13 protein-coding genes, 1 tRNA gene and 1 pseudogene are annotated in these 15,146 nt (G+C 71.1%); 7 read left to right on the top strand and 8 right to left on the bottom strand.

Annotation, left to right across the window (positions count from 1 at the left end; translation table 11 throughout):
• Positions 1-75: 75 nt before the first annotated feature.
• A complete protein-coding gene (locus tag BXA10_RS02555; protein WP_076467021.1) occupies positions 76-618 on the bottom strand; it encodes a CGNR zinc finger domain-containing protein in 543 nt (180 codons plus the stop codon).
• A gap of 86 nt (positions 619-704) precedes the next feature.
• Here BXA10_RS02555 and BXA10_RS02550 point away from each other — a divergent pair, with 86 nt between their 5' ends.
• Together BXA10_RS02550 and BXA10_RS02545 are read left to right on the top strand one after the other, a co-directional pair.
• Positions 705-1,670 (top strand): EamA family transporter, encoded by a 966-nt coding sequence (locus BXA10_RS02550; protein WP_076467019.1) that lies wholly within the window; start codon positions 705-707, stop codon positions 1,668-1,670.
• A gap of 336 nt (positions 1,671-2,006) precedes the next feature.
• Positions 2,007-2,717, top strand: coding sequence for an HAD family hydrolase (locus tag BXA10_RS02545; protein WP_076467379.1), 711 nt, complete (start codon positions 2,007-2,009; stop codon positions 2,715-2,717).
• Between the two features lie 170 nt (positions 2,718-2,887).
• Here BXA10_RS02545 and BXA10_RS02540 read toward each other — a convergent pair whose 3' ends face one another.
• Positions 2,888-3,961: a hypothetical protein gene (locus tag BXA10_RS02540; RefSeq protein ID WP_076467017.1), complete on the bottom strand. Its 1,074-nt coding sequence runs from the start codon at positions 3,959-3,961 to the stop codon at positions 2,888-2,890.
• Positions 3,962-4,212: 251 nt separating this feature from the next.
• The gene (locus BXA10_RS02535) at positions 4,213-4,866 is read right to left on the bottom strand and encodes an IclR family transcriptional regulator (protein ID WP_076467376.1); all 654 of its coding nucleotides are present in this window, start codon (positions 4,864-4,866) and stop codon (positions 4,213-4,215) included.
• 342 nt (positions 4,867-5,208) lie between these two features.
• Here BXA10_RS02535 and cysS point away from each other — a divergent pair, with 342 nt between their 5' ends.
• Positions 5,209-6,627 (top strand): cysteine--tRNA ligase, encoded by a 1,419-nt coding sequence (gene cysS / locus BXA10_RS02530; RefSeq protein WP_076467374.1) that lies wholly within the window; start codon positions 5,209-5,211, stop codon positions 6,625-6,627.
• Positions 6,627-7,763, top strand: coding sequence for a 23S rRNA (guanosine(2251)-2'-O)-methyltransferase RlmB (gene rlmB / locus BXA10_RS02525; RefSeq protein ID WP_076467015.1), 1,137 nt, complete (start codon positions 6,627-6,629; stop codon positions 7,761-7,763). The genes cysS and rlmB overlap by 1 nt, the downstream gene beginning before the upstream one ends.
• Before the next feature lie 72 nt (positions 7,764-7,835).
• Here the strand turns inward: rlmB and BXA10_RS02520 are convergent, their stop codons facing one another.
• A complete protein-coding gene (locus BXA10_RS02520) occupies positions 7,836-8,927 on the bottom strand; it encodes an ABC transporter ATP-binding protein (RefSeq protein WP_076467013.1) in 1,092 nt (363 codons plus the stop codon).
• Positions 8,928-9,281: 354 nt separating this feature from the next.
• Here BXA10_RS02520 and BXA10_RS02515 point away from each other — a divergent pair.
• Positions 9,282-9,358, top strand: a tRNA-Thr gene (locus tag BXA10_RS02515).
• Positions 9,359-9,611: 253 nt separating this feature from the next.
• On the opposite strand, the gene BXA10_RS02510 is transcribed toward BXA10_RS02515, so the two are convergent.
• The 4 genes from BXA10_RS02510 to mgrA form a co-directional block, all read right to left on the bottom strand.
• Positions 9,612-10,316, bottom strand: coding sequence for a hypothetical protein (locus tag BXA10_RS02510; protein ID WP_139337862.1), 705 nt, complete (start codon positions 10,314-10,316; stop codon positions 9,612-9,614).
• A gap of 571 nt (positions 10,317-10,887) precedes the next feature.
• On the bottom strand, positions 10,888-12,024 hold the full coding sequence (locus BXA10_RS02505) for a hypothetical protein (RefSeq protein WP_076467009.1): 1,137 nt from the start codon (positions 12,022-12,024) through the stop codon (positions 10,888-10,890).
• Complete coding sequence (locus BXA10_RS02500) at positions 12,021-12,593, bottom strand: RNA polymerase sigma factor (protein WP_076467007.1); 573 nt, start codon at positions 12,591-12,593, stop codon at positions 12,021-12,023. The genes BXA10_RS02505 and BXA10_RS02500 overlap by 4 nt, the downstream gene beginning before the upstream one ends.
• Positions 12,594-13,241: 648 nt before the next feature.
• On the bottom strand, positions 13,242-14,291 hold the full coding sequence (mgrA, locus tag BXA10_RS02495) for an L-glyceraldehyde 3-phosphate reductase (protein WP_076467005.1): 1,050 nt from the start codon (positions 14,289-14,291) through the stop codon (positions 13,242-13,244).
• Positions 14,292-14,344: 53 nt separating this feature from the next.
• Between mgrA and BXA10_RS31975 the strand changes: the two are divergent.
• Together BXA10_RS31975 and BXA10_RS02485 are read left to right on the top strand one after the other, a co-directional pair.
• Positions 14,345-14,525: pseudogene (locus tag BXA10_RS31975) on the top strand (helix-turn-helix domain-containing protein); the annotation flags it as partial.
• 219 nt (positions 14,526-14,744) lie between these two features.
• On the top strand, positions 14,745-15,143 hold the full coding sequence (locus tag BXA10_RS02485; RefSeq protein WP_175649082.1) for a helix-turn-helix domain-containing protein: 399 nt from the start codon (positions 14,745-14,747) through the stop codon (positions 15,141-15,143).
• Positions 15,144-15,146: the final 3 nt, after the last annotated feature.

Raw genomic sequence — 15,146 nt, 5'->3', positions numbered from 1 at the left:
GGCGCGGCGCGGTCCGGGGTGGAGGCGCGGCCCCCGGAGTTCACAGAGCCGGGTCAGCCGCCTGAGCGCGCCCGGTCAGCCGCGTGCGGCCGCCTTGCGGGCCCGGTACGCGGTGACGGCGGCCCGGTTGCCGCAGCCCGCCTCGCAGAACCGCCGCGAGCGGTTGCGGGAGAGGTCGACGACCACGTTGTCGCAGTCGGGGTGGGCGCAGATCCGCAGCCGGTTCAACTCGCCGCTGCGGATCAGGTCCGCGACCGCCATGGCCGCCTCGACCGCCATCCGGATCGCCAGCGGAGCGTTCCGGGGTACGGCGTGGAAGTGGTACGGCTCGTCGTCGTGCGTGATGAGCTGCGGCAGAGCGTCGTGCTCCCGGAGCAGGCCGTTGACGATGGTGACGACCTCGTGGACGTCCGCGTCCCAGAGCCGGCGGAGCCGGGGCCGGAGGTCGCGTACCGACGCCAGCTCGGCCTCGGTGTGCTCGTGCCGTCCGGTGTACGCGTGCGCGACGTAGAAGTCGTCCAGAGCGGCCACGTCGGGTAGCCCCTCGCCGGTGCCGGCGGTATTGACGAGGGCGGCGGCGGCGATCAACGAGCACTCGGTGTCATGGGCAAAAAGCAACTTGACTCCTGTCGCGCTGGCCGCCTAGCGTCATCGGCATAACTCTATTTTGCCCATGACCATCGTGACGTGCCAAGGAGCGCCTGATGCAGAAGTCACCTGCCACCGGGGCCGGCCTCGGTCTCGCCCTGCTCTCCGCCGTCACGTTCGCCACCTCGGGCACCTTCGCCCGGTCACTGATCGAGGCCGGCTGGTCGGCCCCGTCCGCCGTGATCGCCCGGGTCGGGATCGCCGCGCTGGTGCTCGCCCTGCCCGCGGCGCTCTCGCTGCGCGGCCGGTGGCCCGTGCTGCGACGCAACCTCGGTGTGGTCGGCCTCTTCGGGCTGCTCGGGGTGGCACTCGCCCAGGTGTGCTTCTTCAACGCGGTCCGCTACCTGCCGGTCGGCGTCGCCCTGCTCCTGGAGTACCTGGGCATCATCCTGGTCGTGGCCTGGACGTGGCTGGTCCACAAGCAACCCCCTCGTCGGCTCACCGTCGCCGGCGCGGTGGCGGCGCTGGCCGGGCTGGTCTTCGTGCTCGACCTCACCGGCGCCGCAGGGCTCGACGTGCTCGGTGTGCTCTGGGGGCTAGGTGCCGCCGTGGGCCTGGCCGGCTACTACGTGCTCGCCGGTCGGGTCGACCCCCAACTCCCCTCGGTGGTGCTCGCCAGCGGCGGGATGGGCGTCGGCGCCGCCGCACTCGCCGTCCTCGGGCTCGTCGGAGTGCTGCCGCTGCACGCCGTCTTCGAGGAGGTCGGCTTCGCCGGCCGGCAGACCAGCTGGCTCGTGCCGATCGCCGGTCTCTCCCTGGTCGCCGCCGTGGTCGCGTACCTGACGGGGATCGCCGGCGCGCGGATCCTCGGCCCTCGCCTGTCGTCGTTCGTCGGGCTGACCGAGGTCATGTTCGCCGTCCTCATCGCCTGGCTGGTCCTCGGCGAACTGCCAACGGTGGTGCAACTGTTCGGCGGTGTGCTGATCGTGGCCGGGGTCGCGCTCGTCCGTCTCGACGAGCTGCGCCGCACGCCGACGACGACCGACGCGCTCCCCGAACCGCTCCTCGCCGCCGACCGCTGACCCCCGCCCCGCCCCGGCCCTTGCCCGGCCCGGCCCTTGCCCGGCCCGGCCCTTGCCCGGCCCGGCCCTTGCCCGGCCCGGCCCTTGCCCGGCCCGGCCCGGCCCTTGATCATTCCCGAGTTCCATGAAGTCGGGGTGTCCTGCTTGCGCGGATACCCCGACTTCCTTGAAGACGAGTTGACCTAGGCGCCTCCGACGGGTCGTGCCGGGCGGACTGGACCGGGCCTACCTCTTCCTCCCTGGGGCACGTCTGAAGGGGCCAGGCGGTCCCGGGGGACGGCCTGATGGGCGGACCTGGGGTCGCGTACGACCGTCGATGATGTCACCCTCTTGATCGTGCTGACCACCATCGTCTTCGACGCCGACGAAACACTGATCGACCTTCGTCCGGCGGTGACCGGCGGGCTTGTGGCCGTACTCGAGGCGATGCGACGGCTGACCCCGGCGGCCGTCGACGTTTCGCTGGCCGACCTGGAGTTGGACTGGGCGGCGGTCTTCGGCGAGTCAATGGCTGCGCCGGTCACGGAGATCCGCCGGGCGGCGCTGGCGCGTTCCCTGTCGCGGGCTGGGCTCGACGCGCACCTCGATGACATCGCGGCCCTATTCTTCGCCCGGCGATTCGCGCTTACTCGGCCGTTCCCGGACGTCCTGCCGGCGTTGGCCGTGCTGCGTCAGCGGTGGACGCTGGGGTTCGCCACCAACGGCAACAGCCGCGCTGAGCGGTGCGGCCTCGCCGGAGAATTCGCGTTCGAGCTGTACGCGCACGAGAACGGACTGCCCAAGAAACCGGCAGTCGAGTTCTACGCGGCGGTGGTCGAGGCAGCGGGTGTTTCGGCGTCGCGGGTGCTGTACGTGGGGGACTCACTCGAGCACGATGTGGTGGCCGCCCAACGGGCTGGGCTGCGCGCGGTGTGGCTCAACCGCTCGGGGCTGCCCTGCCCGGCCGACGTGTTCCCGGACGGGCAGGTGTCCACCGTGGCGGAGCTGCCGGGCCTTCTGGCCGACATGGCCGGCGAATTCTCGGCTGATCATTCCCGAGTTCCATGAAGCCGGGGTGTCCTGCTCGCGCGGACACCCCGACTTTCTCGAAGACGAGTCGATCTCGACGGGGGCTGGGCGGATCATCGAACCTGCCGGGTGCGGGTGCGGGTGCGGGTGCGGGTGCCGGGTGGCGGGTGGAAGGCAGGCTGGTTGCCCGCGTCGGTGGACGGGACTGATCAGCGCCGCCAGCCCCGGGCGATCAGCGCGGCCCGGACCTCGCGCAGCACGTTCGGGAAATCGTTCTGCATACGGCGGCTCGTCACGTGGAGCACGAGCCAGCCGGCGGCGACCAACTGGTTGAGCCGCTTCCGGTCGGTGTGCAGCCGGTCCGGATCGGAGGGCCAGTGGCCGTCGTACTCGATCGCGACCCGGAACCGCGGCCAAGCGAGGTCGGGGTGGAGGACCAGGCCGGTGGGCAGGCGTACCGGATGTTGTGCCACCGGCCGGGGCAGACCGGCCAGCACCAGCCGGACGCGTAGGTGCGATTCGGGCGGCGACTGGGCGGCCGGATCGGCCAGGCCGAACACCCATCGCGCACGTTGCGCACCCGGCCGACCGACGTTCGCGTCGGCGATGGCGGCCAACGCGTCCTGGTCGGTGAGCCCGTTGGCGAGCAGTGTGTCGACGATGCCCACCGCGCGGACGGGCTCAAGCCAGACCGCGGTCTCCCAGGCCGCCTGCGCGGAGCTGGTACGCGGCAGGACGACTGCGGAGCTGGTACGCGGCAGGACGACTGGGGAGGGCCTGGTGCCGGCCGAGCGGTGGCGGCCCGAGGGGAGGCCTGAGCCGGCGTCCGACGTCTGTCGGTCGAGCGTCGCCGTGGCTGCCCGCCCGGGCCGCCCGATCGCGTCGAGTGCGCGGGGTCTCCGTCCCGAGGCCGCGCTCCCGGGGGCCGGTGCCAGGTCGGCGCCGCCGATGTGCAGACGGAGACCCCGCTGGGCACCGATCCGCATCTGCGGTGGCACCAGCACGTGAACCTCGTCGGTGAAGGTCGCGGCGTGGTCGACGCCGTGCAGGTAGGCGGCCGACGGGCCGGCGATCATGACTCCGGGAGGCAGGCGCAGCAACGCTGCCCGGCAGGTGAGGGCGTGGTCGCGGTCGAGCCGCGCGTCGGCGTACACGTCGTGCCGCAGCCGGATCCAGGCCCCGCTGCGGAGCTGATGCTCGGTGAGCAACCCCTGTCGGACCGCGGTGGAGCCGCGAAAGACCTGCCAGGTGAGGGCGTCGGGTCGATGCGGTTGAGGTGGCATGTCGACGAGCGTGCCGCCCGTCCACCGACCATCGGCACCCCTGTGGACAACAGCGACCGGCCGGCCAAGGGGTCCCTGTGGACAACCTCCCAAGGGCCCGTCACATGTGCTACCTGCACCCACTCACTAGGACTGCCGGGCTGCCCGACTCGATCGACTCGGGATCCATGAAGTCGGGGTGTTGACCCGAGTCGGACACCCCGACTTCCTCGAACTCGAGTCGAACGCCGCGGGGCGGAGCGGCTCGGCCTTCAGCCGAGGGCCGTGGCGATCGCGGCGGCGGCCGTGCGTACCTGGCTGCCGACCGCCTCGACGTCCAGCGGGGCGAGCGCGACCACGCCGACGCTCGCCTCCAGACCGGGCACGCCGAGCACCGGCGCGGCCACCCCGTACGCCCCGGCCTGCAACTCCCCGCTGCTGCTCACCGGGTCCGCGGAACCCGCCCGGCCTGCGAGGATGGCCCGGCCGGCGGCGCCCCGGTCCAGTGGATGCCGCGCCCCCGTCCGGTACGCGACGTGGAACGACGTCCAGCTCGGCTCGACCACCGCGAGGGCCACGCCCTCGCCGCCCTCGACGACGGTCAGGTGCGCGGTGGCGCCGGCCTGTTCGGCGAGCCGACGCAGAGCGGGGAGCGCGCCCTCCGCCAGCAGCGGCTGTGCCCGCCGGGCCAGGTGCAGGACCCCCGCGCCCAGCCGCAGCCGGCCGGCCTCGTCGCGCCGCAGCATCCCGTGCCCGGTCAGCGGGCCGGCGAGCCGGTACACCGCGGCCCGGCCGATGCCCAGCCGGTTGGCGGCCTCGGTCACGGTCAACCCGTTCGGTGCCTCCGCCACCAGGTGCAGCAGGCGCAGACCCCGGTCCAGGGTCTGCGCCGACTCGCCGGCCCGCGCGGTCGTCTCGCCCGCCATCGCCCGGCCGGCGACCGGGCCCGGGTCGCGCGGGCTCGCGGTTCGGCTGCCGGGGGCGGGGGGTTCGGTGCGGCGGGCGCCGGTGGCCGGCGGGGCGCCGCCGTCCGTTTCGTCACCGGTCGGGGCCCTGCGGGTGGTGGCCGCCGGGCCCGGGTCGCGCTGGCGTCCGGCCCGGCCGCCCGGCCGCCCGGCCGGGTCGTTGCCCCGCGTCGATGCCGCTCCAGACGGGTGCGCGGCCTGGCCCGCTGCGCCGCCGCCGAGCCGTGCCGCCGTGTCCATGACAGCGAGCGTACGACGAGCCACCGGGCGACCCGGAGATACGCGGACGGCTACCCTTGTACGGTGACGCTGCGCTTGTATGACACCGCCACCCGATCGGTCCGGGAGTTCGTTCCCCGCGAAGCCGGCAAGGTGGCCGTCTACCTGTGTGGTCTCACCCTCCAGGCGCCGCCGCACATCGGTCACCTTCGCTCCGGAGTGAACTACGACATCCTGCGCCGTTGGCTGACCGCCGAGGGCTACCAGGTCACGTTCGTCCGCAACCTGACCGACATCGACGACAAGATCCTGGTCAAGGCGCAGGAGCAGGGGCGGCCGTTCTGGTCGATCGCCTACGCCAACGAGCAGATTCTGGCTGACGCGTACCGGCAGCTCAACGTGTTGCCGCCGACGTACGAGCCGCGGGCGACCGGGCACATCCCGGAGATGCACGAGCTGATCGGCAAGCTGATCGCCGACGGCCACGCCTACCCGGCGCTCGACGGCTCCGGCGACGTCTACTTCGATGTCATGTCCTGGCCGGAGTACGGTTCGCTGTCCAACCAGTCGCCGGACGACATGCAGTCGGCAGGTGACGCCCCCGACCGGGGCAAGCGCGACCCGCGTGACTTCGCCCTGTGGAAGGGCGCCAAGCCCGACGAGCCGGCGGACGCGTACTGGCCGTCGCCGTGGGGCCGGGGTCGTCCCGGCTGGCACATCGAGTGCTCGGCGATGTGCTGGCGCTATCTCGGGGCGGAGTTCGACATCCACGGCGGCGGGCTCGACCTGACCTTCCCGCACCACGAGAACGAGCTGGCCCAGTCGAGGTCCGCCGGCCTGCCCTTCGCCCGCTACTGGGTGCACCACGGCCTGCTCAGCATCGGCGGAGCGAAGATGGGCAAGTCGCTCGGCAACACCCTCGACCTGGCGTACGTCCGGTCGCTCGGCGTACGGCCGGTGGAGCTGCGCTACTACTACGCGGCGGCGCACTACCGCTCCCGGATCGACTATTCCGAGGAGGCGCTCCGCGAGGCGGCCACCGCGTACCGGCGGATCGAGGGGTTCGTGCAGCGTGCTGCCGAGCGGGTCGGTCCCGGTCTGCTCGGCGAGTTGCCGGCCCCGTTCGTCGAGGCGATGGACGACGACCTGAACACCTCCGCCGCGCTGGCCGTGTTGCACGAGGTCGTTCGCGACGGCAACACCGCGTTGACGGGCGGCGACGATGTGACCGTCCGCACGGCGCTGGCCGCCACCCGCGCAATGCTGGATATCCTCGGCATCGACCCCCTCGACCCGGCGTGGACCGCCGGCGGCCAGGCGGACGACCTGCGTGATGTGGTGGATTCCCTCGTGGCTCTGGCCCTGGAGCAGCGCGCGCAGGCCCGCGCCCGTAAGGACTGGGCCGCCGCGGACGCCGTACGTGACCAGCTCAAGCAGGCCGGTGTGGTGGTCGAGGACACCCCCCAGGGCCCCCGTTGGACTATTGGAGAGCAGAAGATCTGATGGCTGGCAACTCCCAGCGTCGCGGTCGGCGGGTGACGCCCAAGGCGGGCGCCCCGAAGGGCTCCGGCGGCAAGAACCGGGACGCCCTCGCCGGCCGGGGGCGTACCCTGCCGGCCGACGAGCGGCCCTGGCACAAGGCGTACTCGGGCACTGAGAAGCTGCCCCAGCGCACCGCTTGGAAGCAGGAGAAGGAGCGTCGGGCCGCTGCCGAGGAGGGGCGTGCTCCCAAGATCGGCCAGCCCGGCAGCAAGGACACCACCTGGGGCAAGGGTGGCGGCCGGGGTGTTCCGGCGGGCGGCGGCGGTCGCGGTGCGGCCGGCCGCGGTGGCAAGCCGACCGGTCGGACCGGCCCGCGGGTCGCCCCCGGGCGCAAGTCCAACCCGTCCCGGGACGCGCCCGAGCTGCTGGTGGGCCGCAACCCGGTGGTGGAGTCGCTGCGTGCCGGTGTGCCGGCGACCGCGCTCTACACCGCCCAGGGCATCGACATCGACGACCGGATCAACGAGATCGTTCGGACGGCCGCCGACCGGGGCATCGCGATCCTCGAGGTGAGCCGGGCCGAGCTGGACCGGATGACCGGCGGGGTGCTGCACCAGGGGGTCGGCCTCCAGGTGCCGCCCTTCGCGTACCAGCCGTTTGAGGACATGCTGGCCGCTGCTGTGGAGCAGCCGGCGCCGCTGCTCGTCGCGCTGGACGGAGTCACCGACCCACGCAACCTCGGCGCGGTGCTCCGTTCCGCCGCCGCGTTCGGCGCGCAGGGTGTCTTCGTACCCGAACGGCGGGCCGCCGGCATCACCGCGACCGCCTGGCGGACCAGCGCCGGCGCGGCGGCGCGCGTCCCGGTCGCCCAGGTGACCAACCTGACCCGGTCGCTGAAGGCGTGCAAGAGCGCTGGGTTCATGGTGGTGGGCCTGGACGCGGACGGCGAGACCGACCTGTACGACCTGGAAGCCGCGGTCGGGCCGGTCGTCGTGGTGGTCGGCTCGGAGGGGCGCGGGTTGTCCCGGCTCGTCGGGGAGACCTGCGACCTGACCGTGCGTATCCCGATGGTGTCGGACGTGGAGTCGCTGAACGCGAGCGTCGCCGCCGCGGTCACCCTCGCCGAGGTGGCGCGGCGCCGTTCGGCCGCCGAGTGAGGTAGTTCAAAAGCCAGACGACGAAGAAGGGGCGGTCCGCCGATGGCGGGCCGCCCCTTTTCGGGTCGTACGTCAGATCCGCTTGCCGGTGGCGGCGTGGAAGACGTGCGTACGGTCGGCGTTCGGCTTGACGAACACGGTGTCACCCATGTTCGGCATGTTGCGCCGGTCGGTCCGGACGACGAAACGCTCCGAGTTGCCGCCCAGCGCGGCGTGGCCGTAGATGTTGGCGTCGGAGCCCAGGTCCTCGACAAGCTCGACCACGATCGGCATGCCGCCCTCGGTCGGGCTGACCAGGTCGACGTCCTCCGGGCGGAAGCCGACGGTCACCTTGCCGTCGCCGCCCTCGGCCTTGGCCGCCTCGGCCTGCTCGCGGGTCAGCGGCACGAACATCTCGGCGAACTCGGCGCCCTTCTCGGTCAGCGGCACCGTCTTGATGTTCATGGCCGGGGAGCCCATGAAGCCGGCGACGAAGACGTTCGCCGGGGTGTCGTAGAGCGCCCGCGGGGTGTCCACCTGCTGGAGCTCACCGTCGAGCAGCACCGCGACCCGGTGGCCCATGGTCATGGCCTCGACCTGGTCGTGGGTGACGTAGACGGTGGTGACGCCGAGCTTGGCCTGCAGCGACGCGATCTGGGTACGGGTCTGCACCCGCAGCTTCGCGTCGAGGTTCGACAGCGGCTCGTCCATCAGGAAGACCTGCGGCTCACGCACGATCGCGCGGCCCATGGCGACACGCTGGCGCTGGCCACCGGAGAGCGCCTTCGGCTTGCGGCCCAGGTACTCCTCCAGCTGGAGCAGACCGGCCGCCTCCTTGACCCGCCGGTCGATCTCCGACTTCGGGGTCTTGCGGAGCTTCAGCGCGAACGCCATGTTCTCGTACACCGTCATGTGCGGGTAGAGGGCGTAGTTCTGGAAGACCATCGCGATGTCGCGGGACTTCGGGGGGAGGTGCGTGACGTCGCGCTGGTCGATGTAGATCGCACCCTGGTCGACGTCCTCAAGGCCGGCGAGCATGCGCAGGCTGGTGGACTTACCGCAACCGGAGGGGCCGACGAGGACGAGGAACTCGCCGTCGCCGATCTCGAGGTCGAGCTGGTTGACGGCGGGACGCTCGGTGCCCGGGTAGATCCGGGACGCCTTGGCGTAGGTGACCGTAGCCATGGTCGTGCGCTTCCTTTCACCGGCAGGAACGTGCCGGACGATCCGAGTGAAGGAGCGACCGGCGCTTGTCGCGCCGGCCAACGGGGGCAGGGAACCGGTCGAGGGGCGGCCGATTATGACGTCCGTGTCATTGCACCGTAGACGCCTTTGCGGACGCCGCCAAGCGGCGAGCGATCTTCGGCACCCCACCCGGGTGGGCATTCCGGTCAAGCGGGCACGGGCGGACATCAATCACCGCGCCCTAGCGCCTCAATCACTCCGGTCGCCGTCGGGATGTTGACGTTTTCCGTGCTGGGAGGGCCTGCCGAGCGGGAAATCCGGACGTCAGTCGCTATGCTGGCCACGAAAACCAGCGCCCCTGTAGCTCAGCTGGCCAGAGCACTCGCCTTGTAAGCGAGATGTCGCCGGTTCGATCCCGGCCGGGGGCTCCAATTCCACAAGGCGTTTTCGGCCGATGGTTGCCGCGAGACGACGAGATGACAGCAACGCGGTTCATGACAGCCGCCCGTTGAGCTAGCCGAGCGCCTGACGCATCGCGTCAAGGTTGGCGTGAGCGTATCCCGCCGAGCGATCCTGCCCAACGACCCGTCCCACCAGCGGCCACGCACCTCCACGCCGGGAGCCTGTAAGGGTGTACGACCCTGGCTGCGACGTTGCTGGCTGTGGGGTCTGGCGATGCTGCCGTTAGACCGCCGGCTCTGGAACGAACCGGTCGGGGCGGGTGTGGCGCGAGCGACGAACCGGCGCGGACGGGGCTCGCCAGAGTGCCACGGCGAGCCACCCGCACCCGGCGGCCATCAGGACGCCGTGCCCGATCCGCCCGGTCTCGCTGACGAAGAACTGCGGGAGGAACAAGGCGAATCCAGCACCAAAGAGCACCCCGCTGAAACGACGCGGGACGCCGGCCCGCCAGACCGCCACGGCGGCCCACACCGCACCGACCGCCAGCAGGACGAGTCCGACGCCGAAGGTGGTGATGGCAGTCGGGTGGTAGCGGATGCTCTGGGCGAGATCAAGCAGGTCCAGCTGCTGTCCGTCCGCCACCTTGGTGGCGATCGTGTTCAGCGCGAAGTCCTCCGCGCCGTAGTACGGCAGAGTCAGCCCGGCGCCGATCCACATGATGACCGCGGCGGTCTGGTCGACGTGGAGCAGTGCCAGCGGGACGAGGATGAACCCGATCATCGCGAAGAGATGGGTCGCAGCCCACCACGGCGAGGACATGGCGTGCACCGCGCCGGCCGCTGTGGACTCGTCGGCCCACGGTCGCAGTGCCGGGTAAAGGAAGAACAAGACTCCGGCCGCGATCAACGATGCGGCGGCGAGGCGGTTGCGGGAGAGGGGCATGGCGGTCTCCTGGGGCGAGGCGATGACGCTAACTGAGATAGCCATAAAGTTAAGTCGATTAGCTATCCGCGTCAAGGCCTGAGATGCATAAGGCAGGGGTTGTGCCAGGCCGCGAAGCCGCTCAGGCCAGGTCGCGTAAGGAACATCGCCGGCTGGTACAGAAAACTTGAACCACCTTTGCCGGCGGTCGGTGCCGGCAGCCGGCGGCGACAACCTGCGGCGTCTTCAAGACGGCCCTTGGCGGGCCGCACGCGCCGCCGCCTGGGCGCGCGCCGGCCGCTGTCGCTGTCGCTCCGCGGCCGTCACGCCAGACGCCCGGTGGCTGGCGCGGAGAGCGGAAGGCCCGGAAGGCCGTCGCAGAGCGACAGATCGCTCAGGGTGTGGTGGTAGGCCGGCAGCCGGCCGGGCCGTGCGGCCACAAGCCCGCGCGGCGTGGGGGAGTGCACGCCAGCGGCGTCGGCGAGCTGGGGGCGGTCGCGGGGTGGACGCGAGGCCCACCGTGTGATCGTCCGTACTTTGTGGACATAGCTTGAAACGCAGAACGACGGTGCGGGCCGTCTGGGAACGCGGCCCGCACCGTCTGCGAGTAACGCTGGGTGGGCGGGAAGTTGCCGGCCTAGAGGTCGGCCGTCGTCACCCGGGAGGACTCGTACGTCGTGGAGGCCTTGGGAAGGCCCGGCACGGTGGACACATCCATGACCAGCATGCCGGTCCTGGCGTCGATGGTCAGCACCTCGCCGCCCTGGCCGCCGAACACCTCGGGGCCCGCGGTGATCGTCAGCGTGGCCTTGCCGTTGGTGGTCGAGTCCTTGACGCTGACCGCGGAGATGGTGGACAGCAGACGCAGTACACCTGACCGTACCTGCGTGTTGCCGCCGCCGGCGGACAGCGCCGTGGTGCTGTGCGTCCACAGGGCGTTGTCGAAGTGCTGCTGGACGGCCTGAGGGCTGTACGGCTTCGGCGGGACGTTGCCGCCCTTCTGCTTAATGATCGCCTGGGCGGCCGCCTGTCCCTTGTCCCACTCCACCTTCTGCGCCGTGGGGTCGAGGCCGACCAGCGGGTCCTTGGCCGCTTTGAGCATCTGGGTCCGTCCGTCGGCCGGGCTGCTGTCCGCTGCGGCGACGGCCGCCTGGAGGAGCGGAGCATAGCCGCCGACCTTCATCTGGTCCTGGTGGCTGGTGATGGCACCCTTGATGTCCGCCACGCTGTTGCCCGTGTAGATCTCGCGACCGTCGGTGTACAGCGTGTAGACGACCTGCATGGTCTTGGTGCCGTTGACCTGAGTCGCCTTCACCAGCCACGCGTCGCCGGTCGATGAGGTCATCGTCTCGATGTTCCCGGCCAGAGTCAGTAGCGGCGCACGCTCGCCGGACCCCTCGACGGTGGCCGACCCTACGGCGGCCGACGAATCGTTGCCGACCACCGCGCTCCCGGTCGCCGACGAGTTGAGTGCCAGCGCGACGACCGCCGCTGCGGCGGCAACCCCTACGGCGCCGATGCCGAACCGGCCCGCGATGCCGATCCCTCGGCGGCGCTGGGTCGCCGGGCTGGATTCGTGATCCCGCGTGGTCTTCGGTTCCATGGTGGAATTCGTCTCCATAGTTTTGTCCTCCGCTGATATCGCGCCCAGCAACCGCACGGTTCCGGGGTCGGCCATCGCTGCCCGCAGCACCGCCCGCGCCCGCTGATACGCCTCCGGGCGCAGTGGTTCCGCGCTACCCAACTCACCGACCAGATCCAGCTCGTCGGTCATCGGTGTCTCTCCTTCGCGCTGTTGCTTTCCTTCAGAAGCGCGGACACCCCCGGTGCGTCGCGCAACGCCGTCCTGGCCTGGCTCAGCAGACGCCGGGCGGTGCCGGCCGGCATGCCGAGCGCCCGCGCGGCGTCGGCTGCCGTCAGGTCCTCCCATGCGACGAGCCTCAGGACCTCCCGCTCTTCGGGTCTGAGCCGCATCAGGGCCGACCGGAGTACGGCCCGGGCGTCCACGCCGAGGTCGACCGCCGACCACGGATCCCAGCCGGTAGCCAGGTTTGTCAGGTCCGCGACCAACTCCTCGGACGGCCGGGACCGCCAGTAGCGACGCAACCGGTTCAGCGCCACCCCGAACAGCCACGGCCGCGCGTCGTCGTACGACCGGTCGTACGACGCCCGCGACTCGAACGCCGCCACCCAAACCTCGCCCAGCAGGTCCTCGGCCGCATCGCGCCCCGCCCGACGAGCGAGGTACGAGCCGACCGCGACCTCATGACGCTCGACCAGCTCCACGAAGGCGTCGACGTCGCCATCGAGCGACCGGCCTATCAAATCCGCGTCCGAAGCCATGACCCTCCTCGGCATACTCCGTGCTTCCAACCTGACATTGCCGATCGGTCGCCAAAGTGTTCAGGCTCGAAGGCGCCGAGGTCCGTCGTCGCTGAGGTGCACGAGGGGCTGAGTTCCGGCGTGAACGTTGGGGCCCAGCAGGCGAGCCCGGTGGGGCACGACGAGGGCTGCTCCGGGTACGAAAAGGGGCGGGTAGGCAGTTAACGGTAATTCCGCCGAGTGCGACGGAAGGACCGGCCCCGGAGCGGTCGATGCCTTGCGCCGGTGACCGCGACGCCGATGAATGACGGCTGTCGCGCCGGGTACGTGAGCCGCGATGCGCGAAGGATCACGCCTGAGCCGTGCGTCCGGCCGGCCCACTCGTGCGGAACCGCCGCGGCTGATCCGAGTGAGGAAGGGAGGCCGGAGATGAAGGCCAGGATCCTGACGGGGTTGAAGAAGAGGGCGAAATCCATCATGAGGCGCCGCAGGGGCAGGGATACCGTGATCAACAAGTCGACCAGCGCCCGACGGCCCGGCAGGCGCTATCAGTGACAGCACGACCGGCCGGTCACGTCGAGGGGCGTAGTAGGGACGGAGAACGGTTCCGGCGCGAGCGGCGCGGCGGGTCGGAACGCCGTGGCGCTCCGACCCGTACCGGTGCCGGTGTCAGTCCGCGCTCGACCGGGCCCAGAGGTTGATGCCCGACTCGGTCGCGTACCTGTCGATCTCGGCCAGCTCCTCGGCGGTGAACGTGGTGTTCTCCAAAGCCGCCACGTTCGCCTCCAACTGGGCGACGCTGCTCGCGCCGAGCACCGTGGAGGTCATCCGCGGGTCGCGAAGCGTCCAGGCGATCGCGAGCTGCGCGAGGCTCTGCCCACGCCTTGCGGCGATGCCGTTCAGCGCCCGGATCTTGCCCAGGTTCTCCTCGGTGAGCCACTCGGGGAACAGCGAGGTCTGCGCGCTGGCCCGGGAATCGGCGGGCACCCCCTGCAGGTAACGGTCGGTCAGCATGCCCTGGGCGAGCGGCGAGAAGCCGATGCAGCCCACGCCCTCCCGCTCCAGCACGTCGAGCAGCTCGTCCTCGATCCAGCGGTTCAACATCGAGTACGACGGCTGGTGGATGAGCAGGGGAGTTCCGAGGTCGCGGAGGATCGCGGCGGCCTCGGCGGTGCGGGCCGGCGAGTACGAGGAGATGCCGACGTAGAGCGCCTTGCCGGCGCGTACCGCCGCGTCCAGCGCGCCCATGGTCTCTTCCAGCGGGGTGTCCGGGTCGAAGCGGTGCGAGTAGAAGATGTCGACGTAATCGAGCCCCATCCGCTGGAGCGACTGGTCCAGCGACGCGGTCAGGTACTTGCGGGAACCCCACTCGCCGTACGGGCCGGGCCACATGTCGTAGCCGGCCTTCGTCGAGATGATCAGCTCGTCCCGGTACGGCCGGAAGTCGATGGCCAGGATGCGACCGAAGTTCTCCTCGGCCGACCCGTACGGCGGGCCGTAGTTGTTGGCGAGGTCGAAGTGGGTGATGCCCAGGTCGAAGGCGCGGCGCAGGATGGCCCGCTGGGTCTCCAGCGGCCGGTTGTCGCCGAAGTTGTGCCACAGGCCGAGCGAGACGGCGGGCAGCTTGAGGCCACTGCGGCCGGTCCGGCGGTACTCCATGGTGTCGTACCGATCGGGCTCGGCGACGTAGCTGGTGTTCACGGCACTCCTGTGATTCATTGACGGGCGGTGGCGGCAGTTCCCACTGCCCGATCTCGGTGGTCTGCTCAATCATGGAGTTGCGGCACCTGGAGCACTTTCGCGGCGGTCGCCGAGGAACGCCACTTCACCCGGGCGGCGGAGCGGATGCGCCTGGCGCAATCCGGATTATCCGCCCAAATCCGGGCGTTGGAGCGGGATCTGGATGCCGAACTCTTCGTCCGCAGTATCCGCCGGGTCGAGCTGACGGCCGCCCGGGGCCCTGTTCGCCGAGGCGCACCGGACCCTGGCCAGCGCCGCGCGGAACCGGCCGCGGGCACGCCGGCCGCGGCGTGTCGAGCAGTCCCCGGACGGCCCTGTCGGCGCGGCCGAGCGGCCGTTGGGGCCTGGTCACGGCGTCGGTAGCCCGGCCGAGCGGCCGTTGGGGCCTGGTCACGGCGTCGGTAGCCTGGCCGTGAGCGTGGGAGGAGAACGGTGAGTCGAGCGGTCGAGGCGTCGAACCGGGCGATGCTGCGCGCCCGCGACGCGATGGACCGGTCGTACGCCGATCCGCTGGACATCCCGGCGCTGGCCCGGATAGCCCACGTGTCCGAGGCGCACTTCGTCCGCACGTTCCGCACCACGTTCGGCGAGACCCCGCACCGCTACCTGCAGCGGCGGCGGATCGAGCGGGCCATGTACCTGCTCGTGCAGACCGAGCAGGACGTCACCGACATCTGCTTCGCGGTCGGCTTCAGCAGCCTCGGTACCTTCAGCCGCACCTTCCGGCAGATCGTCGGGGAGTCCCCGACCGAGTACCGCAGGCGCAAGGCGCCGGTGGACGTGCCGACCTGCTTCACCAAGGCCTGGACCAGACCGAGCAGTTTTGGATAAGCA

Source organism: Micromonospora avicenniae, assembly GCF_900156065.1.
Lineage (GTDB): Bacteria > Actinomycetota > Actinomycetes > Mycobacteriales > Micromonosporaceae > Micromonospora > Micromonospora avicenniae.
Note: the sequence above shows the minus strand (reverse complement) of the source record. Positions and strands in the feature narration are given on the sequence as shown.